Source organism: Sphingopyxis jiangsuensis, assembly GCF_016734905.1.
Taxonomy (GTDB): domain Bacteria; phylum Pseudomonadota; class Alphaproteobacteria; order Sphingomonadales; family Sphingomonadaceae; genus Sphingopyxis; species Sphingopyxis jiangsuensis.
The window spans coordinates 132,199-156,055 of the sequence record NZ_JAERPO010000002.1 but is presented as its reverse complement, the minus strand read 5'-3'; the positions used below and the strand labels follow the sequence as shown (position 1 = coordinate 156,055).

Annotated in this window: 14 protein-coding genes; 13 read left to right on the top strand and 1 reads right to left on the bottom strand. The window is 62.8% G+C overall.

Going from position 1 to position 23,857, the window contains the following annotated elements; genetic code table 11:
• Positions 1-69 precede the first annotated feature (69 nt).
• Both JI743_RS07410 and JI743_RS07405 read left to right on the top strand, forming a co-directional pair.
• Positions 70-2,547 (top strand): glycoside hydrolase family 3 protein, encoded by a 2,478-nt coding sequence (locus JI743_RS07410; RefSeq protein ID WP_201927558.1) that lies wholly within the window; start codon positions 70-72, stop codon positions 2,545-2,547.
• Positions 2,548-2,587: 40 nt separating this feature from the next.
• On the top strand, positions 2,588-3,886 hold the full coding sequence (locus JI743_RS07405; protein ID WP_201927556.1) for a sugar MFS transporter: 1,299 nt from the start codon (positions 2,588-2,590) through the stop codon (positions 3,884-3,886).
• A 200-nt stretch (positions 3,887-4,086) separates the two neighbouring features.
• On the opposite strand, the gene JI743_RS07400 is transcribed toward JI743_RS07405, so the two are convergent.
• Complete coding sequence (locus tag JI743_RS07400) at positions 4,087-5,643, bottom strand: MFS transporter (protein ID WP_201927554.1); 1,557 nt, start codon at positions 5,641-5,643, stop codon at positions 4,087-4,089.
• A gap of 1,029 nt (positions 5,644-6,672) precedes the next feature.
• On the opposite strand from JI743_RS07400, the gene JI743_RS07395 reads away from it, so the two are divergent.
• The 11 genes from JI743_RS07395 (at position 6,673) to JI743_RS07345 (ending at position 23,712) form a co-directional block, all read left to right on the top strand.
• On the top strand, positions 6,673-9,705 hold the full coding sequence (locus JI743_RS07395; protein ID WP_201927553.1) for a TonB-dependent receptor: 3,033 nt from the start codon (positions 6,673-6,675) through the stop codon (positions 9,703-9,705).
• A 205-nt stretch (positions 9,706-9,910) separates the two neighbouring features.
• On the top strand, positions 9,911-12,094 hold the full coding sequence (locus JI743_RS07390) for a polysaccharide lyase 6 family protein (protein ID WP_201927552.1): 2,184 nt from the start codon (positions 9,911-9,913) through the stop codon (positions 12,092-12,094).
• Positions 12,091-14,256 (top strand): heparinase II/III domain-containing protein, encoded by a 2,166-nt coding sequence (locus JI743_RS07385; RefSeq protein WP_201927551.1) that lies wholly within the window; start codon positions 12,091-12,093, stop codon positions 14,254-14,256. Before JI743_RS07390 ends, JI743_RS07385 begins: the two co-directional genes overlap by 4 nt.
• A gap of 19 nt (positions 14,257-14,275) precedes the next feature.
• Complete coding sequence (locus tag JI743_RS07380; RefSeq protein ID WP_201927550.1) at positions 14,276-15,550, top strand: MFS transporter; 1,275 nt, start codon at positions 14,276-14,278, stop codon at positions 15,548-15,550.
• Positions 15,551-15,562: 12 nt separating this feature from the next.
• On the top strand, positions 15,563-16,315 hold the full coding sequence (locus JI743_RS07375; RefSeq protein ID WP_201927549.1) for an SDR family NAD(P)-dependent oxidoreductase: 753 nt from the start codon (positions 15,563-15,565) through the stop codon (positions 16,313-16,315).
• Between the two features lie 42 nt (positions 16,316-16,357).
• Positions 16,358-17,179, top strand: a complete 822-nt coding sequence (locus JI743_RS07370) for a rhamnogalacturonan acetylesterase (RefSeq protein WP_330902220.1) — start codon at positions 16,358-16,360, stop codon at positions 17,177-17,179.
• Positions 17,180-17,298: 119 nt separating this feature from the next.
• A complete protein-coding gene (locus tag JI743_RS07365; RefSeq protein ID WP_330902219.1) occupies positions 17,299-20,142 on the top strand; it encodes a TonB-dependent receptor in 2,844 nt (947 codons plus the stop codon).
• A 23-nt stretch (positions 20,143-20,165) separates the two neighbouring features.
• Positions 20,166-21,059, top strand: coding sequence for an alpha/beta hydrolase (locus tag JI743_RS07360; protein ID WP_201927545.1), 894 nt, complete (start codon positions 20,166-20,168; stop codon positions 21,057-21,059).
• Between the two features lie 82 nt (positions 21,060-21,141).
• Positions 21,142-21,888: a FadR/GntR family transcriptional regulator gene (locus JI743_RS07355; protein ID WP_201927543.1), complete on the top strand. Its 747-nt coding sequence runs from the start codon at positions 21,142-21,144 to the stop codon at positions 21,886-21,888.
• Between the two features lie 109 nt (positions 21,889-21,997).
• Positions 21,998-22,693, top strand: coding sequence for a 2-keto-4-pentenoate hydratase (locus JI743_RS07350; protein WP_201927541.1), 696 nt, complete (start codon positions 21,998-22,000; stop codon positions 22,691-22,693).
• Positions 22,693-23,712, top strand: coding sequence for a sugar kinase (locus JI743_RS07345; RefSeq protein ID WP_201927539.1), 1,020 nt, complete (start codon positions 22,693-22,695; stop codon positions 23,710-23,712). Before JI743_RS07350 ends, JI743_RS07345 begins: the two co-directional genes overlap by 1 nt.
• The last annotated feature ends 145 nt before the right edge of the window (positions 23,713-23,857 follow it).

Below are 23,857 nucleotides of genomic sequence, written 5' to 3'. Positions count from 1 at the left end.
CCTTGATTTTGGACGGCGTTTCTGACAGTCAGTTATGAGAACGTTCACAATGATCAAAAGGGAGAGACGATGCGGCTGAAATCAACAGGAGCGGCCCTTGCATTCCTGCTTGCCGCGACCGCGGGCGCAGCTGTCGCGACGGAAGACAAGGCGATGCGGGTCCATCCGGAAATCTGGCCCGCTGCACGCAGCCCCCACGCGATCAGCAATGCCTCGACCGAGCGCCGGATCGACGCGCTTCTCGAGCGTATGACAATCGAACAGAAGGTCGGGCAGCTGATCCAGGCCGACATTAGCGCGATCACCCCTGAAGATCTTGAAACCTATCCGCTTGGTTCAATCCTCGCCGGGGGCAATAGCGGTCCATATGGCAACGAGCGTTCAACCGCCGCCGACTGGGCTCGTCTCGTCGGCGAATTTCGTGCGGCCTCGCTACGGCCGCGCGCCAACGGCGTCGCGGTGCCGATTATCTTTGGGATCGATGCCGTCCATGGTCATAACAATATTCCGGGTGCGACGGTCTTTCCGCACAATATCGGGCTCGGTGCGGCGCGTGATCCCGGTCTAATTCGCCGCATCGGCGAAATCACGGCTTCCGAGATTGCGGCAAGTGGTATCGAATGGACCTTTGCGCCGACACTTGCCGTGCCGCGCGACCTGCGCTGGGGCCGTTCCTATGAAGGCTATGCGGCCGATCCGCATCTCGTCGCTCGATACGCAGAAGCCATGACCCTGGGACTGCAGGGATCGCTCGTGCCGGAACAGACGATCGCGAAGGACCGCGTCGCTGCCACGGCAAAGCATTTTCTGGCCGACGGTGGAACCGAGCTTGGCAAGGATCAGGGCGATGCGAAAATCGGCGAGGCCGAACTCGTGGCCGTGCATGCGCAGGGCTATCCGGCAGCGATCGACGCTGGAGCGCTAACGGTCATGGCAAGCTTTTCAAGCTGGCACGGCACCAAACACCACGGCAACGAAGACCTCCTCACCACCATCCTCAAGAAGCGGATGGGCTTTGAAGGATTTGTCGTTGGCGACTGGAACGGCCACGGGCAGGTTCCCGGTTGCAGCGTTACCGATTGTCCGAAATCGATCCTTGCGGGACTGGATATGTTCATGGCCCCCGACAGCTGGAAGGGACTTTACGCGTCGACCCTCGAACAGGCGAAGGCGGGGACCATTCCGGCGGCGCGGCTCGACGATGCAGTCCGCCGGATTCTGCGGGTGAAGTTCAAGCTGGGACTTTTCGACGATGGTCGGGCTGTCCAAGCGGATCCCTCGAAGATCGGTGCGCCGGACCATCTGGCCGTTGCACGCGAGGCGGTCGCCAAATCGCTCGTCCTCCTTAAGAATAACGGCAACTTGCTTCCCATTCGGCCAGGCGCGCGTGTGCTCGTGGCCGGCGCGGCGGCCGATAATATGGCGATGCAATCGGGTGGTTGGACGATCAGCTGGCAAGGTACCGACGTAACCCGCGACGATTTTCCCAACGGCCAGACCATTTGGGAGGGAGTGGCGAAGGCGGTCCGCGAGGCTGGAGGCAAGGCGACACTTTCGATTGACGGAAGCTTTGCAACCAAACCTGACGTAGCGATCTACGTATTCGGCGAGGAGCCTTACGCCGAGTTTCAGGGCGATGTGCCGACACTTGACTACCAACCGGTCGATCCTGTCGATCTTGCCCGGCTCAAAAGTCTGAAGGAGGCAGGGATTCCCGTCGTTGCGGTCTTCATATCGGGGCGTCCGCTCTTCACAAATCCCGAGATCAATGCCGCCGACGCTTTTGTTGCGGCATGGCTGCCGGGCTCGCAGGGGGCGGGTGTGGCCGACGTGCTGGTCGCCCGCCGTGACGGCAAGCCGACACGTGATTTCAGCGGCACATTGCCCTTCGCCTGGCCGGCGACGGCGGTTTCTCCCGTTTCAGATGCGCTGTTTCCGATCGGATACGGACTTCGCTACGATGCCCCTGCCATGGTCGGAATATTGTCCGAAGACCCCGGCATCGACGTCGCAGCAGCGCTCAATCTTGAGAATTTCTTTGCCGGCGGACGTGCGCGTACCCCCTGGACGATGACCATCGGAGACGATGGCGGTGTGAGGCCCGTCGAATCCGCCTTGGCAGTCAGTCCGAATGCGATGATTTCCGTCAGGTCGGTAGACGTTATGGCGCAGGAAGACGGCAAGCAGTTCCGATGGTCGGGACCGGGAACCGTCCAGATTGCGGGGCCGAACGCCGATCTTACACGTCATCTCGACCAGGACATGGCGTTGCGCCTCGATATTCGCGTCGATGCCATAGGTGAGGATCGCGTGAGCGTCTCACTCGGAAATGCCGCTGTCGATGTGACCGATTGGATCGGCGCCGCTCGCGCGGGCAATGTATCGTCGCTGCGGATACCTCTGCGCTGTTTTGCCGATCGCGGCGCCGATCTCCAGCGGGTAGGAAATCCGCTCACCCTTGCGGGGCATGATCGTCTGGTGCTGACACTGCTTGCGGCACGAGTTGAGGCCGGAACGGCGTCATCCTGTCCTTCCGAAGCGGAATAAAATTCCGCCACTTTGCAACCAAACCAGAAGGAGAGAGACGATGGCTCTGGCGCCCGACATTTCATCCAGCACCGATCCCGTCGCCATCGAAGGCGAGGGGACGCATGTCGACGCGCCCGAATTGCGCCTGTTCGTCATGGGGCTGTTCTTCATTTTCGGGGGCATCACCAGCCTCAACGATGTCCTGATCCCGAAACTCAAGGAGCTGTTCACGCTCAACTACACCCAGGCGATGCTGATCCAGTTCTGCTTTTTCACCGCCTATCTGGTAATCGGAATTCCGGGCGCAAAGCTGGTCAAGAAGATCGGTTACATGCGCGGTGCAGTGGCCGGACTTCTGACGATGCTGGTCGGCTGCCTGCTGTTTATCCCGGCGTCACAACAGGCGGTTTACGGACTCTTCCTCCTCGCGCTGTTCGTGCTCGCGAGCGGGGTGGTTATCGTGCAGGTCGTCGCCAATCCGCTGATCTCGCTGCTCGGCAAGCCGGAAACGGCGCACAGCCGTCTGACCTTTGCGCAGGCGTTCAATTCGCTCGGCACGACGGTCTTTCCTTTCTTTGGCGCGACATTGATCCTCGGCAGTCTCGCGACGGTCAGCGCCGACGAGCTGTCGGGCGCGGCCCTTGACGCCTATCGCACCGCGGAAAGCCAGGCGATCGTCAACGGCTATCTGGGCATAGCGGCGGCGCTCGCGGTGGTCGCAGCGGCGGTGTGGATGTTCCGCAACCGGCTGAAGGGAGAAAAGCACGAGGAAAGCGCGGGTCTTGCCGGGCTCGACCTGATCAAGCGCCCGCGCTTCGGCTTCGGCGCGCTGTGCATTTTTCTCTATGTCGGCGCCGAAGTGTCGATCGGCTCGCTGATCATCAATTATCTGGCGCTCGAGCGTGTGCTTGGCGAGCCCGAGGCGGTCGTCGGCTGGATGATCATCTTCTACTGGGGCGGAGCGATGGCTGGTCGATTCATCGGGTCGCTGGCGATGCTACTGGTCAGCCCCGGAAAACTGCTCGCCAGCGTCGCGGCAGGCGCGATCACCCTGATCCTCGTCTCGTCGAACAGCAGCGGCGAAATGGCGGCGAATACGCTGCTTGCGATCGGGCTCATGAATTCGATCATGTTCCCCACCATATTCAGCCTCGCGTGCGAAAAGCTCGGGCGCCGCGCGGCCGACGGGTCGGGGATCATCAATGTCGCGATCTTTGGCGGCGCGGTCGTTCCGCTCGCGACCGGCGCGCTTGCCGATCTGACCGGAAACCTCGCCACGGCATTGCTGCTACCCGCGCTCTGCTATGCCGTCATCGCCTGCTTTGGCATTTATGCAAGGCGACCAGCCGCCGCTTGAACGAAAAATCGGGCGGCGACCATCCGGTTGGTCGCCGCCCGCTGGTCCGCCCATTTGCGGCAAAACAGTCATGCAACTCTATGCGAATGCGCCTGCCATCCTTGGCCTGGTACAGCGCGTCATCTGCCGCCATGCGCGTGCGGCGCGCCTCAGGCGACCTTTCTGGTCGACGCGACGGGTGAAATACGCCGACCCACCGTTCAAAGGCCGGCCTTATCGAATATATGCCCTTGAGGGTCGAGATCGCGCAGGTCGGTTCCGCGGGTTTCGCGGCCATAACGGGCGAGGAGAATGATCGCGACGGCCAGCACCGGCATAATTGCCAATATGCTCGCCCTCAGCGACGGGACGATTGCGAATATTGCGAGACCCGTCGCAAAAACGCCTCCCAATTTGCTCGATGCCGCGACCCAGCCGGTGTTCCGGGCGCGGACCTTCAGCGGAAAATTCTCGGCGCTGTAGGGAAGCAACATAGCGATGATGGCATTGCTCCCGATGATGAGAAGTGCAGCCGGCAGCAACGGTGATGCCGCGTCGACAAGCGCAAACCAGAGCATCCCGCCAAGCCCTGCAAGCGTCGCAAGCGACGCAGCAAGGAGCGACAATTTCGTACTCCATGCGTGATAGAGCCAGGCAACGAAAAGCACCGTGGGAAACGCGACAAGCGCGGAATCGGCCAGCAGTCGGCTCGACGATGAAACGCTGTATCCCCGCGCCACCAGTTCGGCAGGAAGCCATAGCAGCAAGCCGAAATTGACGAGACTCCATGCAATCGCCGTGAGGTTCAATGCCGCCATGCCGCCCGCAATTCCGGATCGTCGAGTTGCCGGTTGCGGGCGCGGCGGCGCTTGCTCGGCGGTTCGCACACCTGATCCAAAACGCGCCATGACCCGCCGCGCTTCTGCGTGCCGTCCGCGCGCCATGAGGAACTTGGCCGACTCCGGGATGAGCGCCCCAAGCGCAACGAGGGCAAGGCCGCTCGGCAGATTGACCAGCCATAAAATTCGCCAACTCAGCAGCGGTTCGAGCCACGCGGCAACGAGACTCGCGGCGGCGTAACCACCGGCTGCGCCAAGGCCGCCCACGAGTACAAGACTCCAGCCCCGGTGAGGACTGGGCATCATTTCGGCGAGCAGCGCATAGCTCACGGGCAGCATGCCGCCCGCCGCCGCGCCCATCATGAAACACATGGCAATGTTCCAGGCCAGGGAGGGCATGGTTCCACAAACCGACGTGCCAACGAACATGACGGCAGAAAGAAGGATCGTCGCCTTGCGACCGTAAACGTCCGCAATGGCGCCCCAGACGATCGACCCGGTTACCGTTCCGACAAGGGCCGCAAACGGGACGAGCGAAACGGCTTCGCGTGACAGCCCATATTCGTCCATCATTCCGGGAATGACAAATCCAAGACTTGCCGGTTTCATGATATCGATGACAAGCGCGAGGGCCAGCGCTGCCATCAGTCGCCAATGGGCGGGTGACAGCGGGGCATCCTCTGGCGCCGAAACAGACAGACGATTAGCCTCCGCAACCTGCCGGGCAATATTGGGGGGAAGCAGTCCCCATGCTGCTATTCCGACACCCGCCGCGACAAGCACCATCCCCGCGATCATAAGACCGTCCATCGGCATTCCGCTCATGCGGAATCCCATGTCGCGGCCCATCCAGAACATCGGCGCATGGGCGATCACTCCGATCGTTACCGCTGCTACGCCTGCAAGGAAGAGCGAAGGGCTCCGACCATTTTCTACCATATTGACCTTGGCAATCTGATGGCGCGTGATGGACGGAACCATAGCGTGATAGCGGACCGGCACCGGTGCACCCTTGGACCTACAGTATTTCTTCTTGGCATCAAGCGTGCATGCGTGAGGCTCGTTGACAGTGATGGGAGGTATCGGGAGTTACCCGCGCATCCAAGCATCAACGATCCAACCTTCGTCCAACTTGTGGATCGCATCCGAACCGCATTGATACCAGAATCGGCCAATTATGGTCATTTACGACGCGTCAGCCAATTCAACCTGGCCGAGGTTCGCGAGCGTCGAGAACTATTGCAGCTACGTGCCGATCCCACGTGTTCAAGGCTTCGCGCTGTTCGTCCTCATACTCGTAACGCTGGTACGTGTCCGCGACGCCCGCCCGCGGCCCTCCCATTTGCTAATCTGGGAGCCGTGGGTTCGAATCCCGCCGGGCGCACCACGCACATGCAAGAAATTGATATGGTTCACTAAATTGCCACTGCGGTCAGCGGATCGGCGCCCTTTTTGCGCGTCTCTTGCAGGCGGATGCGATGCCGTGGCCGGAGACGCAGGTTTCGGAGCGAGGATTGAGCGCATTATCCGTGCGCGTCTCTGCAAGCGATTTTTGCGGCCACCGAGACATGGATAGCGCCAGATAAAACCCAGGAGCCGGTGCTGGTCGGGCCCACCGAGCGGGAGCGCGGGCAGCATGAGCAGGCGCCTGCTGGCAAGCGTTGCGGGCTGGGTGTCATCGAGAATGACGGTGGTCTTGTCGAGTGCGAGATAGGCGAGGCGCGCGAATCGCCCGACATGGCGGTTGCCACATTCATGGGCGCATGTCCGCCGGCACTTCTTCGGCAAATACGGATTTCGCGACCGCCCCCAAGACCAAATGCTGGCGACAAGCCATTGGGCAAAGGCTGTTCCGACCGCGGCAGACCAAATTGGTATGACAATATTGGCGGCATAATTCATAAAATTGATTGACAAAAATGGACTGGCCATTATGCCTGACAAAAATAGTCAACGAGGGAGAGGTAAATGTCGATGTCTGTCGGCGGCACCGTTTCGGCCGCGCCCAATTTTCGCCCGCTCGCAAAATTTCTCGTCGGAACGGCGTTGGGGGCGATGCTGGTACCGGGGATTGCTTTCGCGCAGGGGCAGCCCGCCGAAGCGAGCGATGACGATGCGATCGTCGTGACCGGCATCCGCAGTTCGTTGCAGAGCGCCCTTTCGGAAAAGCGCAATGCCGACAGCCTGATCGAGGTCATTCAGGCCGAGGATATCGGTAAGCTGCCCGACCAGAACCTTGCCGAAGTTCTTGAGAATATCACCGGCGTTCAGATCACACGCGAGGCAGGCGTCGGCACCGGCGTTCAGATCCGCGGTACCAATGACAACCGCGTCGAGATCAATGGCGTATCGACCGTCGGGTCGGGTTCGGGCCGCGGCGGTATCAGCTTCGAGGACGTCAGCGCCTCGATCATCGCCTCGGTCGAAGTGACCAAGGCCCCCGAAGCCAAAACGATCGAAGGGTCGGTCGGCGGCACGATCAACCTGCGTACGATTCGCCCGCTCGACTTGCGCGAACCGCTCATCGCCGCACGGGCGCAGGGCGAATATAGCGAGCTGTCGAAGAGCGTGACGCCCCGCCTGTCGGCGACCTTCGGCAATAAATGGTCGACCGGCATCGGCGAGATCGGGATTGTGCTCAGCGGCAGCTATGCCCAGCAGGAAGCGACATCGTTCCGCCCGCGCGTCGACCTTGACGGCGGACTTGTCGAAAATGTCAACGCGACGGTCATCCGGAACGGCGTGACGGAAAATCAGGCCACACAGCGCCCCGCGGCGCAATCCTTCGATTTCGTCGGCATCCAGTTCCTCAATCAGGAGCTCGAGAATTTCGAATATGATACCAAGAATTTTGCCGGCACGATCGAATGGGCGCCGAGCGACAATCTGAAATTCTATTTCGACACCGTCTATAACGACCAGGAACGGCGGCAGGACAGCTCGCGCGTCCAGGGTTCGGGCGTGAGCGTGCTGGTGAACCACAGCGTGCCCACCTCGTTCCGGACGGTCGATTTCGGGACGCTCGACGGCGTGAAACTCGGGAGCATTCAGGTCGCCGAGACGGGCGTGCTCGAACCCGATCTGGTGGTCGACCGCGACGACCCGAACCTGCGCTTTTCGAGCGACGTCGGCGCCCGCCTGACCAAGAGCGAGATTTATCGCCTTGGTACAGAGTTCAGCTCTGGTCGTTTCTCGGGCCGTGCCGAAGCATCGCGGTCGGTTTCGAACACGTCCAACCCCGACCTCAGCACTACGTTGAATTTCATCAACCCCAATGCGCCCGTCTTCACCGGCAACGACAATGCGGTGCCGTTCAAATATGACCTGTCGGGTGGGTCGCTACGGTTCGGGATCAATTTCGATTCGCCGCTCGCGCCGACGGTCGCCCAGTTGCTCGATCCGAACAATGTCGTGCTGCAACAGGTCGTCATCGGCAACGACAGCACGCGCAACAAGGAAGACGCCTTCCGCCTCGATATGGCGCTCGACACAGAGGATTTGACGCCTTTCTTCAAATCCTTCGACATCGGTTATCGCTATAACAAGTCGACCAGCACGTTCAACGACGTCGGCACGACGCTGACGCTCAGCGCGCTCAACGACAGCCCGCGCGGAACCTTGTTCGCCGACCTGCTGGTGCCCGGCCCGAATAATTTCGGCGATGGCGACGGGCGCGATCTGTTCTTCAAGGATTTCATCCTGATCGATCCGGACCGTGCGTTCAGTGACCGCGAGGGGACGATCGACATCCTGCGTCAGGCGCTTCTCGCCGCCCCCGGCGGTCGCGTATTGAACGACGCGTCGGCCAATTCGGCTGGCTTTTTCACGATCAACGAAACGACGCACGCGGTTTATGGTCAGGCCAATTTCGAAGCCGGTCCGGTGCGCGGCAATCTCGGCTTGCGCTGGCTCGACACGCGTCTCGATTCGATCGGCAATTCGGTTACCGGCAATACGGTGACGCAGGTCGTGACCCGCGGCGGTTACAGCAAGCTGCTGCCGCGACTGAATGTCGTAGCCGACCTCAGCGACGACATTCTCCTTCGCGGCAGCTGGGGCAAGGACATCAACCGCCCTGATTTCGACCTTTTGTCGACTTCGGTCTCGTTCGTGACGAGCGAAAATGCTGCGGTGTCGATCGGGAACCCCAATCTGCGGCCGGAGACCGTCACCTCCTATGACGCGTCGGTCGACTGGTACTTCGCGCCGGCGTCGGTGCTCAGCATCGGCGTGTTCCACAAGAAGCGCACCGATCTGTTCGTAACGCAGCTGGAAGATGCGCCGCTCGACGCCAATGGCTTCCGCGACATTACGGCGCCGTGCGAAGGCGGCGGCATCTATAACCCCATCGCATTCCGCAACCAGCTGTCGCCGATCGGCGGTTCGGGCATGTGCGTGCCGATACTGACGACGGTCAACGACACCGGCAACACGACGCAGACCGGCATCGAGGTCGCCGTCCAATATGACCTGTCGCAGTTCGAGGATGCGCTCGGCTTTGCATCGGGCTTCGGCATCGTCGCAAACTATACGTATCAGAAGTTCGGCGGCGGCGACGCGGTTAATGAATCGGCCGTGCGTGGGACCGACATCTTCAACGCCATCAACGGCATCTATAACGACGCCAATTTCGTGCCGGTCGTCGCTAAGCAAGGCCTGCTCGATTTTTCGAAGCATGCGTACAACCTGACGCTTTACTACGAGAAATACGGGCTGTCGGCGCGCGCGCGCTACACTTGGCGCAGCGCGTTCCGCACGCTGGATACGGTGGGCGGCGCGACGCTGGCGAGCACCTTCGGTTTCCCCGTTGTGACCTCGGCGCGCGGGCAGCTCAATGCCAGCGTCAATTATGACGTGACCGATTTCCTCAACATCGGGGTCGAGGGCGTGAATCTGACCAAGTCGAAGATCTCGCAATATTGTGTGAACGACGGCGCGCTGCTGTGCGGCGAGGGGCTGCCCGACCGCCGCATAACCTTTGGGGCATCGCTGCGCTTCTAACGCGGAGCATGCGGGCCATCCGGCAGCCGGTCACCGTCCAGACCGCGCTGCCGGAACCGCGGAAACGTGCGCGAGTGGATAGACCAATCTGGCAGTTTGACAGTAAGAATTTGTTGCCATTGTCCTACCTCTTGTATAGACCAGTTTTAGATAGACAATGTTGGGAGAGGCAGTGATACTTCGTTCGGCTTTGATGGCTGCGCTCATGGTCTCGGCATCCGGGACCGCATTCGCCCGTGACGTGCTGGTCCGCGATCCGGCGCAGTTCAAGGCTGCGGTCAAAGCCGCCCAGCCCGGCGACACCATCCTGCTTGCCGATGGCGAGTGGCGCGATTTCCAAGCGGTGTTCACCGGCGCCGGAGTTGCGGACAAGCCGATCACCCTTGCTGCACAGACCAAAGGCAAGGTGGTGCTGACCGGCCAATCGAATCTGCGGCTCGGTGGCCGGCACCTCGTCGTTTCCGGCCTTGTCTTTCGCGACGGTTTCAGTCCGACCGGCGAGGTCATATCTTTTCGCCGTGACTCAAAACAGGTCGCCACCGATTCCCGCCTGACCGAGGTCGTCATCGACGGGTTCAGCAAGCCCGATCGTCGTGCCGAGGATATTTGGGTGGCGCTTTACGGGACGGGCAACCGTGTCGACCATTCGCATTTCGAGGGCAAGACCAACGCCGGTGTCACGCTCGCGGTCATCCGTCCGAAGGGGCAGCCGGGCGCGAACAGCCACCGCATCGACCACAATTATTTCGGGCCGCGTCCGCCGCTCGGGTCGAACGGCGGCGAAACGATCCGTATCGGCACCAGCGAGGAATCGCTGACCGACAGCAAGACGATCGTCGAGCGCAACATTTTCGACCGTTGCAGCGGCGAGGTCGAGATCGTTTCGGTCAAGGCGGGCGGCAATATATTGCGCGACAATCTCATCCTTCGGTCGCAAGGCGCCTTTGTCTTGCGCCATGGCAATGGCAATCTGGTCGAGCGCAATGTCTTTCTTGGACACGGGATACCCGATACGGGCGGCGTGCGCGTCATCAATCGCGACCAGATCGTCCGCGACAATTATTTTGAGGGACTTGCCGGCTCGTCGTTCAAAAGCGCGATCACCGTGATGAACGGCGTGCCGAACTCGGTCATCAACCGCTACCATCAGGTCGCCAATGCGCGCATCGAGGGCAACAGCATTGTCGACAGCGCGCGCATCACACTTGCGGCGGGCGCCGATGCCGAACGCTCGGCGGCGCCGGTGGGCAGCCGGTTCGAACGTAACCTGATCGTCGGTGCGAAGGGCGGCGACCCGTTCCGCGCCGAGGGCGATGCGAGCGGAATCGCGATGGCGGGCAATGTCGCTGCCAGCGTCGACAAGCCAATGTTTTCCAGCGGGATCGTCTATCGCGAGATCGAGCTGGAGCGCGCCGCGAACGGCTTGCTCTATCCGGTCGATCCGGCGCTCGCCTCGGTCGGCGCGCCGCGCGACCTTGTACCAGTGAAGCGTGAGGAGGTCGGCGTTCGCTGGTATGGCGCAACCGGGTCAGGGGCTGCGTTCGGCAGCGGGCGCACCATATCTGTAGTCCCTGGCGCGCTCGCCGATGCAGTTGCAGGCGCGAGCGCGGGGGACACGCTGTCGCTCGCAAGCGGGACCCACGACGTTGCGGCGCCTCTCGCTGTACAGAGCCGGCTGACCATCGCGGGCGCCCCCGGTGCCAAGCCGATGCTGCGTCTCGGCGGAACGGGGCTCGCGCGGATCGCCGCGGGCGGCGGTCTGCGCCTCGAAAATCTGGACATCGATGCCCGCGGCGTGCGCGGCGACGCGGTGCTGATCGCGGTGGAGGCAGGCGTCGCGCCCAATTACGAGCTGGCGTTCCACGGCGTGACAGTTACGGGTCCGGGCAAGGATACGGGGCTTGCGGGGGTCCGCATTGCACCGTCGACCTTCGCCGACGCGATCACGATCAGCCAAAGCCGCTTTGCCGATATGGACATCGTCGTCGACGGCACCGGCGAGCAGGAGCCGAAGGGTTGGTATCCCGCCGAACGACTGACGATTGAGAAGAGCGAATTCGTGCGCGTCGCGATGGTCGCCGATCTTCTGCGCAAGGGTACCGACGAAAGCACCTTCGGACCGTGGTTCGCGATGCGCGATTCGCGCGTTGCCGAAAGCGGCGGAGATGCACCGTCGCTCCGCGTCACCGGCGCGCAGCACGTCAAGATCGCGCAAAACCACTTTACCCAATCGAGCGGCGTCGAGGTGATCCACACGGTCGGCGCGCCCGATACGAAGATCGTCCGCAACCGCTTTACCGCCACCCCTGCGCCCCGGATCGGAGAGACGATGTGGAAAGGTGCGCCGCGTGGTACTGTCGCCGACAATCAGGTGGAGGGGCAGCCGTGACCCGCCTCCTCGCCCTTTGTCTCGCGGGAACCGCGCTGACGGCAAGTGCTGCGGCAGCTTTTGCAGCGCCGCCCGAAGCGGTCACAGCCGACCATGCCCCGATCTTCGCCGCCGAAATCGAGCGCGCGGCGCGAGAGGTCGATGCGTCGATCCGCGCAGGCATCAACGTGCCGGTGCCGAAGGACCCCGGCGGCGGCTTCACCCACGAACAGCATAAGCGCAACTATCGCACGATCTTCGCGGCGGGCCAGCTTTACCGCTTGACCGGCGAAGCGCGCTACCGCGACCATGTGCGCGACCTGCTGCTCGCCTATGCCGATCTCTATCCCGGCCTTGGCCCGCATCCCGCGCAGGCGAACCAGACGGCGGGGCGGCTCTTTTGGCAAAGTCTGAATGACAGCGTTTTCCTCGTCAATGCGGTGCAGGGCTATGCGCCCGTTCGCGCGGCGCTGAGCGCCGCCGATCGCCAGCGCATCGACGATCGTGTGATCCGCCCGATGGCGCAGTTCCTCTCCGACGGGTCGCCGGAGGTCATCGGGCGGATCCACAACCATGCGACCTGGGCATGCGCGGGCGTCGGGCTCGCGGGCTATCTGCTCGGTGATCGCGAACTGGTCGACAAGGCGCTGCTCGGGCTCGACAAGAGTGGCAAGTCGGGCTTCCTGCGCCAACTCGACCTGCTTTTTTCGCCCGACGGCTATTATGCCGAAGGGCCCTACTACCAGCGCTATGCCATTCAGCCGTTCGCGGTCTTTGGGGCAGCCATTGCGGCGAACGATCCCGACCGCCGCATCTTCGACTATCGCGACGGGATACTGAAAAAGGCGATCCGTACGACGGTCGACGTTACGCACAATGGCCATTTCCTGCCCATAAACGATGCGATGCCCGACAAGACGCTGCGGACCGAGGAGCTCTATCACGCGGTCGCGATCGGCTATGCCGCGACGAAAGACCCGGCTTTCTTGTCGATCGCCAAATGGCAGGGGCGCACCGTATTGACGCCAGAAGGACAGGCGCTCGCCGCCGACCTTGCGGCGGGCAAGACCGCCCCGTGGAACTTCGGCTCACGGCTGCTCGGAGACGGGCCGGAGGGCAAGGACGGCGCGCTCGTGCTGCTCCGCGCGCGACCGACGATCGACGGGCCGCTGCTCGTCGCCAAGAACGGCGTGCAGGGAATGGGGCATGGACATCTCGACCGGCTCAACTGGCTCTATTTCGACGATAATGGACCGGTGATCACCGATTATGGCGCGGCACGCTTCCTCAATGTCGAGGCCAAGCAGGGCGGGCGCTATCTTCCCGAAAACGACAGTTGGGCGAGCGCGACAGTCGCGCACAATACGCTCGTCGTTGACGGCAAAAGCCAGTTCGACGGCAAGTGGCGCGTCGGCGAAAACCATCCCGCGCGGCAGCTGTCGACCGGCCTCGAAGGCCCGACGCGCTGGTCGATCGGCGCGATCGATCAAGCTTACAAGGGCGTCGCGATCCGCCGCGCGCTGGTGATGCTTGACGTCGACGGCCTCGCCGAACCCCTGATCCTCGACCTCCTCCAAGCCTCGAGCAGCGGCAGGCATGTCTATGACCTGCCGCTGCATTTTTCGGGGCATATCATCGACAGCGACATCGAATTCGCGCGGAACCTTGCCGAGCGGCCCGTGCTGGGGAGCGCGCACGGCTATCAGCATCTGTGGGTCGATGGCGAAGGGAGCAAGGCGGGCAAGGCGCGGCTGACCTGGATGAAGGCGAGCCGTTTCTACTCCTATCATGCGCTGCCTCCTGCGGGCGCGCGCTATCTGATCGTCGAAAGCGGTGCGAACGATCCTGCGTTCAACCTGCGGCGCGAGCCGGCCCTGATCCAGCGCGTCGAGGGCGCGACCGACGCGAGCTTCGTCGGACTGCTCGAACCGCATGGCAGCTATGACGCATCGGCCGAAACCGTCGTCGCGAGCAGTGCGCGCGTCGCCGCGCTCGATCATCGCCGCGTGCCGGACGCCGACCTCGTCATCATCACGCTCGCCGACGGGCGCCGCATTGCCGTGGCGGTCGCGTCTGACGTCGCGGCGGGCACCGCGCATCGCATCACGCTGGACGGGCGCCAGCTTGGCTGGACGGGTCCGGTCGGACGCTTCGACCTCGCTCCGGCGGGCGCAAAAAAATGATTCCGAAGGGAAAGATATAATGCACGGACGTTTGCGCTGGTGCGTCATCGGCCTGATCGGCCTCGCCACCGTCATCAACTATATCGATCGCAACGCGCTCGCCGTGATGTGGCCCGAAGTGTCGAAGGATATCGGCGCGACGAAGGAGGATTATGCTCTCCTCGTCACTATCTTCATGATCTTCTACGCGCTCGGACAGTCGCTGTTCGGACGCATTTTCGACGCCATCGGCACGCGCATGGGCTTCACCCTGTCGATCGTCGTCTGGTCGCTGTCGATTGCCGCGCATGCGTTCGTCCGATCGATGCCGCTTCTCGTCGTGCTGCGCGCTTCGCTGGGGATCAGCGAGGCGGGGAACTGGCCCGGCGCCGCCAAGGCCAATGCGCTGTGGTTTCCGTCGCGCGAACGCGCTTTTGCGCAGGGGATATTCAACGCCGGCGCGTCGCTCGGCGGGATTATATCGGCGCCGCTGATCGCGCTGCTGTTCGTGCAGTTCGGCTGGCAGGGAACCTTCCTGCTGATCGGCGTGCTCGGCTTCATCTGGCTTGTGCCGTGGCTCTGGTTCTACAAGGCCGACCCCGAAGGTCACCCGCATATCAGCGCCGAAGAGCGCGACTATATCCTTTCCGGCCGCACCGAGGCGGGGCAGGACGATGCGCGCCGTATCCCGCTCGGCGAACTGCTGCGCCACCGGCAGAGCTGGGGCGTCATCCTCGCGCGCTTTTTCCTCGATCCGGTCTGGTGGCTGTTCGTCTCGTGGCTACCGATCTATCTCGCCGAAACCTTTGGCTTCGACGTCAAGCAGATCGGGCTGTTCGCCTGGGTGCCCTTTGTCGGCGCGATGCTCGGCAGCCTGTTCGGTGGCTGGCTCGCGGGCCGGATCATCGGCGCAGGCGGCGGCGTCCACAAGGCGCGTACCACGGCGATCGCGCTCGGCTGTGCAATCATGCTGCCTGCGCTGCTTTTCACCATCCGCGCCGACGATCCGCTGACCGCGGTGCTGCTGATCGCCTGCATCCTCTTTGGCTTCCAGACCGCGATCGGCAATATCCAGACACTGCCCAGCGACTTTTTCGGCGGCGGCGCGGTCGGCAGCCTTGCCGGGATCAGCGGCACTGCTGCGGTGGCGGGGACGCTGATCACCACCTGGCTGGTGCCCGTGCTCACCAAGACAAGCTACGCGCCGATCTTCGCGCTTTCGGCGGCGATTGTGCCGCTCTCCTTCCTCGCTTTCCGCCTGATTGGCGGTCGGGTCGAACCGGTCGCTGCCCGGGCAGCAAACTCTCCAGAATAAGGAATGAACAGAATGAACTTCGAAGGCAAAACCGCACTGGTAACCGGTGGCGGACGCGACATCGGCCGGTCGGTCTCGATCGCGCTGGCACGCGGCGGGGCACGCGTCGCGATCAATTACAACAGCGGGCGCGAGGCGGCCGAAGAGACGCTGAAGGCCATCAAGGATGCCGGAGGTGATGCTTTCCTCGTCCAGGCCGACGTCACCGACAGCGGTGCGGTGCGCGCGATGCTCGACGAGGTCGGGGTGGCGTTCAGCGGACGGCTCGACATCCTCGTCAACCTCGCAGGCGGCATGGTTGCGCGCAAGACGCTCGGCGAAATGGACGAAGCCTTTTTCGACCATGTGATGACGCTCAACATGAAGTCGGTGTTCCTGGTCATGCAGGCGGCGCTGCCGTTCCTTGGCGAAGGGTCGGCGGTCGTGAACGTATCGTCGCAGGCGGGCCGCGATGGCGGCGGTCCGGGCGCGTCGGTCTATGCGACCGCGAAGGGGGCGTTGATGACCTATACGCGCGCGATGGCGAAGGAACTGGGTCCGCAGGGCATCCGCGTCAATGCCGTGACGCCCGGCCTCATCGGCACGAGCTTCCACGACATCTTCTCGAAACCCGAAGGGCGCGCCGCAGTTGCCGGCAACACGCCGCTGCGCCGCGAAGGTCATCCCGACGAGGTTGCCGAGACGATCGCCTTTCTGGCGTCGCCAGCCGCAAGCTTCCTTGCGGGCGTCTGCCTCGACGTCAACGGCGGGCTCTACTTCTCTTAAAACTGGCCGCGGGGGATGGGACTCATGCGACATTGTGCTTTGGTGGCTGCCGCCGTCCTGCTTGCAGGCGGCGCGCAGGCACAGGAACGCCACCGTACCGATGCCGAGCCGATCGCGCCCTACAAGATCGTCCTCGTCGGCGACTCCACCATGGCGCCGCACAGCGGCTGGGGCGGCGCCTTTTGCGCGAAGCATGTGAAATCGTCGGTCGCGTGCGTCAACGCGGGACGCGGCGGGCGGAGCACGCGCAGCTATCGGCAGGAGGGGTCATGGGACATCGCGCTCGCCGAAGCGCGGGTCCCGGGGTATCGTGCGACCTATGTGCTGATCCAGTTCGGGCATAACGACCAGTCGAGCCAGCCCGAACGCTGGACCGACGAGACCATCGAGTTCCCGGCGAACCTGCGCCGCTTCGTCGGCGACGTGCGCGGGGCAGGGGCAATCCCCGTGCTTGTCACCCCGCTGACGCGGCGTGATTTCAAGGACGGCAGGCTCAAGAATACGCTCGCAAGCTGGTCTGACCAAGTCCGCGGCGTCGCAAAGGCGTTGGACGTGCCGCTCGTCGACCTCAACGCGCTCAGCGTCCGGCAGGTTCAGGAGATGGGCGCCGAAATGGCGACCAAGCTGGCGCAGGAGCCGCCGAGCGACACCGAACTCGCCGCCGCACGCGCTGGCACGACCTTGCCCGCGCCGCCTACTCCGCCGACGCCTCCGCTAATAGAAGGCAATGGTCCGCGCGGTCAGGTGACGCGCAAGTTCGATTACACGCACCTCGGCGACATTGGCGCCGAAGTAACCGCGCGGCTGGTGACGCAGGCGCTTGCGCATGCCGTACCGGGATTGCGCAGCCAACTCATAAAATGAGGAAATTGGCCTGAAAAATTGGCCAGTCCATACCGGCTTACAAAATGGTTGACATAAACGCGATTTTGGCTGACGACATTGGTCAGAACAGAATCGATATGCCTACAGGGAGAGATGAAGTGATTTCGCACAATCGGGCCTCGCTGCGCGCGCTGCGCACCGCCATGCTGACCGGCGCCGCATCGACGATGCTCGCCTCCGTTCCTGCCGTCGCTCAGGACGATGCCGACGACTCCGATGCCATCGTTGTCACGGGTATTCGCGAGACCATCCAGAATTCGATCAACACCAAGCGTGAAGAGACGGCGATCGTCGACGCACTGTCGGCCGACGACATCGGCGATCTTCCCGCGCTGTCGGTTGGTCAGGCGATCCAGACGATCACCGGCGCAACGACGCACCGCGAAAAGGGCGATGCGTCCGAAATCGCGCTGCGCGGCCTCGGCCCTTTCCTCAGCAATTCGACCTTCAACGGACGCGACGCCTCGAATGGCAGCGGCGACCGCTCGGTCAACTTCAACCAGTTCCCCTCGGAGCTCGTGAACAACATCAAAATCTACAAGACGCAGCAGGCAAGTCTGATCGAAGGCGGCGTTGCGGGGACGATCGAGATCGGCACGCTACGTCCGCTCGACTTCGGCAAGCAGCGTCTGCAGGGTGAAATCAAGGCGCAGTATAATCCCTATGGCGATCGCATCGTGGGCGAAGGCGGCATCGGCTGGCGCGGGACGCTGAGCTATGTCGATCAGTTTGCGAACGACACCATCGGCATCGCCATCGGCGTTCAGCGCAACGACACGAACAACCCGGAAGAAACGTTCGCCGCGTCGACGACCTGGACCGCGTGCGAGGCTGCGGTTGTCGTCGCCAACAATAATTGCAACGAATATACGCGCGCCGAATATGCGCAGCCGCGCGCATTTTATCTGGCGCCGAACGCCTATACGTTTCGCCAGATCAGCGAAACCGATCGCCGCGATGCCATTTTCGGCGCAATCCAGTGGCGTCCGTCCGACAGGGTCAACGTCAACCTCGACGTCCAATATTCGGACCGCACCTATGTGGAGAACCGCCGCGACCTGAATTTGTCCGAAGGGCGCTATGGCATCACCAATGCCGTGTTCGATGACAATGGCGCGCTTCGCAGCTTCAATGGTCTGTCGTCGATCGAATCGAACACGATCGAACTGTCGCGTTCGGAAGAATATCTGGGCGGCGGCCTGTCGGTCGAATGGATGCCCACCGACCGGCTGACGATCACGCTCGACGGCTCCTATTCGCGCACCATCCGGGTTGAGGATGAACGCAACGCGCGCCTGCGCACCGACGCGTTCGATGTCAACGGGGTGCGGACCGCCATCAACAACCAACGCATTCCTTACACCTATGAACTGAAGCCGGGCAGTTTCATCCCGACGATCACGATCGATCCGCGTTTCGACCTCAACAACCATGACCTCTTCTGGGACGATGCGCGCTTCCGCCGAGACCAGAGCCGCCGGTACAACCGGATTGTCGCGGGCCGTGCCGACGCGCGCTATGAAATGGATGGCTTCCTGAGTTCCATTGCCGCTGGCGGCCGCTGGTCCGAACTTGTGTATCGCGACTATGATGTCCGCAACGGCGACTTCAATTTCAATCCGCCGATTACCGAAGACAACCGGATCAACAATTTGTGCCGCGTTCAGGCCTTTCCGCAGCGTGATTTCCTGTCGGCTGCAGGCGACGCCAACGGCATCAACAGCTGGGCGACCTTTGACCTCGATTGTCTGTTCCGCGAATATATGGGGACCGAGGACCCCGGCGCGCTCGACGACAAGCGTTCGGTCGCCAATCGCGATGTCACCGAACGCACGCTCGCGGGCTATATCATGGCCGAATATGACGCCGACCTGGGTTCGATGCCAGTGCGCGGCAATTTCGGGGTGCGCGTCGTCAACACGCGCGTGGTGTCGAACGGGTTGCGCAGCGACCTCGATGTGATCGTGAACCCCGACAGTTCGCTCCAGCTCGTCACTACGGGCGATTTCGAAACGGTTACGATCAAGAGCTCGACCACGCGTATCCTGCCGAGCGTCAATGCGATCTTCGAGATTGCGCCGAATACGCTGTTCCGCCTCGCGGGCTATCGCGCCATGTCGCGTCCGGCGCCGAGCGCGCTCGGCGCGGGGCGCACGATTACGCTGGAAAGCGGCAACAGCTTCACGTCGATCGAGGATGCGATCAACAATATCAACGCGAACGGCAGCCCGCGGCTCAAGCCGCTGATGTCGTGGAACGCCGATGCCGCGATCGAATGGTATCCGAACAAGGATAGCATCCTGTCGGCGACCGCCTATTACAAACAGTTCAACGGCGGTTTCCAGCCGGTGATCATTGATGAAACGTTCAACATCGGCGGGCAGGACGTTGTGGTGCCGGTGGCGCAGACGCGCAACAGCCCCGACAAGTCGCGTATCTACGGCTTCGAACTGACGGCGGCGACGCGGTTCAGCTTCCTTCCGAAGCCGCTCGACGGGCTCGGCGCCAAGGTCAGCTACAACTATGCCGACTCGAACTTCGTGACGCACGACATTCGCCTGGGCGATGCCTATGATCCGGTCACCGACAGCGTCCAGCCGGGGATCATCGCACCGGCGAACCTTTCGGGCTATTCGAAGCATGTCCTGTCAGCTCAGGCCTATTATGAAATCGGCCCGATCTCGCTGCAGGGCATCTATAATTATCGCGCCAGCTATTATCAGGATTTCGTCGGCGGCAACGCGCAGCTGCGTTACGTCGGACCGAGCGAAACAGTCGACCTGCGCGCTTCGCTGGCACTGATGAAGGGCGTTTCGCTTCGCTTCGAGGCGATCAACATCTTCAACGACCCCAAGGAAACCTACATGCCGGTATATGGCAACGCGCGTCAGTACCATTATTATGGCGCGAAATATTTCATCGGCATCCGGGCGCGGATCTGAACCGGCGCGGCGTGAAAGGGGCTATGCTCTCGTGGGTCGCAGCGGCGACTGCGGTGCTTCTGGTGCCGCAGTCTGCCATTGCATTCGAGGGCGAAGCGCCAGCACGCGCGGTGCGAGATGTCGTTTATCGCCAGATCGGCGATACCGCGCTGCATCTCGACGCCTATATCCACCCGGCCGCGGCGAAATCGCCCGTGCCGGTGCTCATCCATTTCCACGGCGGCGGATGGGCGCGGGGCGCGCGGCCTGATGACTGGACGGGGTTCCGGTCCTACCTGGCTTCAGGGTTTTCGGTCGTAACTGTTCAATACCGGCTCGCGGGCGAAGCCAAGGCACCTGCGGCGGTCGAGGATGCGCGCTGCGCGCTCCACTGGGTCGAAGCCAATGCCGCTGCGCTGGGCTTTGACTCCGATCGCATTGTCATATCCGGGACCTCGGCGGGGGCGCATCTGGCGCTGATGGCGGGCTTGCTTCCCGAAACCAACGCCATCGATGCACCCGAATGTCGCAGCCCGCCGCGTGCGGCTGCGATTATCGACCATTATGGACCCACCGATCTTGCTGCGCTGGGGGCGCGCAGCGGCGGACTGCACCCGACAGTTACCAACTGGATAGGCGCACATCCCGATGCGGCCGATCTGGCGCGGCAAATGTCGCCCGTAAATTGGCTGTCGGCGAGCAGTCCGCCCATATTCATTGCGCACGGCGATGCCGATCCGGTCGTCCCCGTCGCCCAATCGCAAATGCTTGCGCGGCGGCTGGGCGAATTGGGGGTGGCACACGACTTGTTCGTTGTTCCGCAGGGAGGGCATGGAAAATTCGACGTCGCCTCGCGGGACGCGATGACGAAGCGGATATTCGCTTTTCTGTGCGCCTTGGAAATCGTGGACAAAGGAGCGTGCGGCGATGAAAATTGATCCGGGCACACGGTTATGCTTCAAAATTGTCATACCGGATTGTATGGACTCTCTCCACCATAAGCGGGGAGACGATTGAGACATGGCTGAACGCCGCCTTTTCGAAGAGATCGCCGACGCCATTCGCGGCATGATCGAGGACGGAACCTATCCGCCCGGAACGCGCCTGCCGGGCGAGCGTGAGCTGTCGGAGCAGTTCGAGGTGAGCCGCGTGACGATCCGAGAGGCCGAGATCGCGCTGCAGGCGACGGGATGGATTCACATTCGCACCGGTGCGGGTGCTTATGTCGAATCCGAACTGCCGAGCGACAGCAAGAGGCTGCCGCAGGTCAGCGCGTTCGAGGTGACCGAGGCGCGTTCTTTGTTCGAAGCCGAGGCCGCGGCGCTCGCCGCACCGACGATCGCGGCCGAAACGCTTGAGAAGCTTGACGAGCTGCTTGCCGCCATGGCCGACGAAAAGGCGAGCGAGGATGAAATCAACGCGATCGACCGCGAATTTCACCGGACGATCGCGGCGGCATCGAACAACAAGGCAATCATCCACGTCATCGAAAATCTGTGGCGGATGCGCACAGAGCTGCCCGAGGTGAAGGAAAGCCACTCGCTCGTCTGCCGCAAGAACAGCAAAGCGCGGCAATCCGAACATGCCGACGTTGTCGATGCACTGCGCAAGCGCGACCCGGCGGGTGCCCGCCTCGCCATGCGGCGGCACTTCAACCGCCTGCTCGAATCGATGCTCGACGAAACCGAGGAGCGCGCGCTCGACGAGTTGCGTCGCCGCGCCGCCGAGAGCCGCGAACGCTATCTACTGAGCGCAAAGCTCGCCTGATGCTGCGTTTGCCGCGCTCATGAGCATTTCTGTGCGTGTCGGCGACGCGGCTGCTGTCTTGTTGGATGCGCGCCGGTCGGGAACAGCGTTGCCGGCGTTCCCACAACCTTTGCCCAAGACGCTGGATGCCGCCTATGCAATCCAGCAGCAGATGATTGCGGCGCTTGGATTGCCGGTTCTTGGCTGGAAGGTCGGGCGGATTCCCGTTCCGCTGATCGTGTCGCTCGGCGCCGAACGGCTTGCCGGTCCGGTATTTCGTTGCGCCGAGATCGCCGACGGCGCGCTTGCCGAAGCGTCCGTGTTCATCGGCGGCGCAGGGGCGATCGAAGCCGAGGTCATGCTGCGCCTCGACCGCGTTCCGGATCATATTCCGTCGCCGGAGGAGGCAAGGAACCTTGTAAGCGAAATTCGCGCGGGTTTCGAGATCGCGAGTTCGCCTGCACCCGATGTCCATGATCACGCACCCTTCGGCATCATTGCTGATATCGGGATCAACAACGGCATCCTGCTGGGGCCGGCACTTGACGCCGCCAGCTTCGACCGGCTGGAGGTCGACACGGCGATCGAAGGCGCGAGCGTCGGAACCGGACGGGCCTGCGATGTGCTCGACGGCCCGTGGGGATCGCTCCGTTTCCTGGTTGATTTGCACCTGCGCGGCGTTATCGCGCTGGCGCCCGGCCAGTGGATATCGGCTGGAGCGATCACGGGTGTCCACCCCATTCTTCCCGGCCAATGCGCGACCGCGTCCTTTGGTCCGGCGATCCATATCGGCTGTACCGCCGTCCCCGAAACCGGAATATCCTGATGACCCTTACATCCCGCCGCGTCGCCTGTTTTGGCGAAATCGTCATGCGCGTCTCGGTTCCCGCGGGCGAGTTGCCGCTGCAATCGCCCCGCTTCGACGCCTGGGTGGGCGGCGCCGAAGCCAATGTTGCGGTTGCACTGGCTGCGATGGGTCATGGCAGCCGCATGATCAGCGCCGTGCCGACCGGTCCTATTGGCGACGGCGTCCTCGCCGAACTGCGCCGCCACGGCGTCGACACCGCGCGCGTCGCGCGCGGCGATGGGCGGATGGGCCTTTACTATCATATCCCCGGCGGTCCGATGCGGGCAGCCGAGGTGGTTTATGACCGCGCCGCATCGGTATTTGCCGAGACTGAGGCGCATAGCTGGGATTGGCCGGCGTTGCTGGATGGAGCCGAATGGCTGCATGTCTCGGGCGTGACGCCTGCGCTGGGGCCGCGTTCGGCCGAAGCCGCGCTCGCGGCGGTGCGCGCCGCGCGCGCCGCAGGGATGGGGGTCTCGTTCGACGGCAATTGGCGCGGCCGGCTGTGGGAGCGCTGGCAAGCCGAGCCTGCCGCAATTCTGTGCGCGATCGTCGAGCAGGCGACCGTACTGTTCGGCAACCATCGCGACGCTTCGCTGCTTCTCGGACAGGAGTTTTCGGGCGAGGGTGAGGACCGGCGACGCGCCGCGGCGTTGGCGCTGCTTGAGCGCTTTCCGGCGCTCGATCTCGTCGCGTCGACCGCGCGCCATATTGTCGGCGCCGCCGAGCATCATATCGCTGCGCGCGTCGATTCGCGCGACGCCCATTCAACGACCGGCGATGCCGTCATCGCGGCCATCGTCGACCGGGTCGGCACTGGCGATGCTTTCGCAGCGGGGGTGCTCGATGCGCTTTGGCAGGGCAGCTCGCTCGCGACGATCGCAAATCAAGGTTTGTTGCTATCTGCGCTCAAACACGGACTGCGCGGCGACCTTGCACCCTTTTCGCGTGCGTCGGTCGAACAGGCGTCGATGCAGACCGGCGACGTCGCGCGCTGAATTTGCCGCGTAACGGCAGGGTCGCTGCCCGTTCAGCGGGGAGCGGTCGCTCAACTCTCAGAGAGCCATGGGATGGGGCAGTTGCGGTCGCGCAGCTCCTTGCCAAATGGGGCACGTCAAGTACGGTAACGTATCACTTGTCGAA

Bases quoted from the DNA above. Each gene is read 5' to 3' on its own strand.
- JI743_RS07410 (WP_201927558.1), top strand. From the start codon at position 70: ATGCGGCTGAAATCAACAGGAGCGGCCCTTGCATTCCTGCTTGCCGCG.
- JI743_RS07405 (WP_201927556.1), top strand. From the start codon at position 2,588: ATGGCTCTGGCGCCCGACATTTCATCCAGCACCGATCCCGTCGCCATC.
- JI743_RS07400 (WP_201927554.1), bottom strand. From the start codon at position 5,643: ATGGTAGAAAATGGTCGGAGCCCTTCGCTCTTCCTTGCAGGCGTAGCA.
- JI743_RS07395 (WP_201927553.1), top strand. From the start codon at position 6,673: ATGTCGATGTCTGTCGGCGGCACCGTTTCGGCCGCGCCCAATTTTCGC.
- JI743_RS07390 (WP_201927552.1), top strand. From the start codon at position 9,911: ATGGTCTCGGCATCCGGGACCGCATTCGCCCGTGACGTGCTGGTCCGC.
- JI743_RS07380 (WP_201927550.1), top strand. From the start codon at position 14,276: ATGCACGGACGTTTGCGCTGGTGCGTCATCGGCCTGATCGGCCTCGCC.
- JI743_RS07375 (WP_201927549.1), top strand. From the start codon at position 15,563: ATGAACTTCGAAGGCAAAACCGCACTGGTAACCGGTGGCGGACGCGAC.
- JI743_RS07360 (WP_201927545.1), top strand. From the start codon at position 20,166: ATGCTCTCGTGGGTCGCAGCGGCGACTGCGGTGCTTCTGGTGCCGCAG.
- JI743_RS07355 (WP_201927543.1), top strand. From the start codon at position 21,142: ATGGCTGAACGCCGCCTTTTCGAAGAGATCGCCGACGCCATTCGCGGC.
- JI743_RS07345 (WP_201927539.1), top strand. From the start codon at position 22,693: ATGACCCTTACATCCCGCCGCGTCGCCTGTTTTGGCGAAATCGTCATG.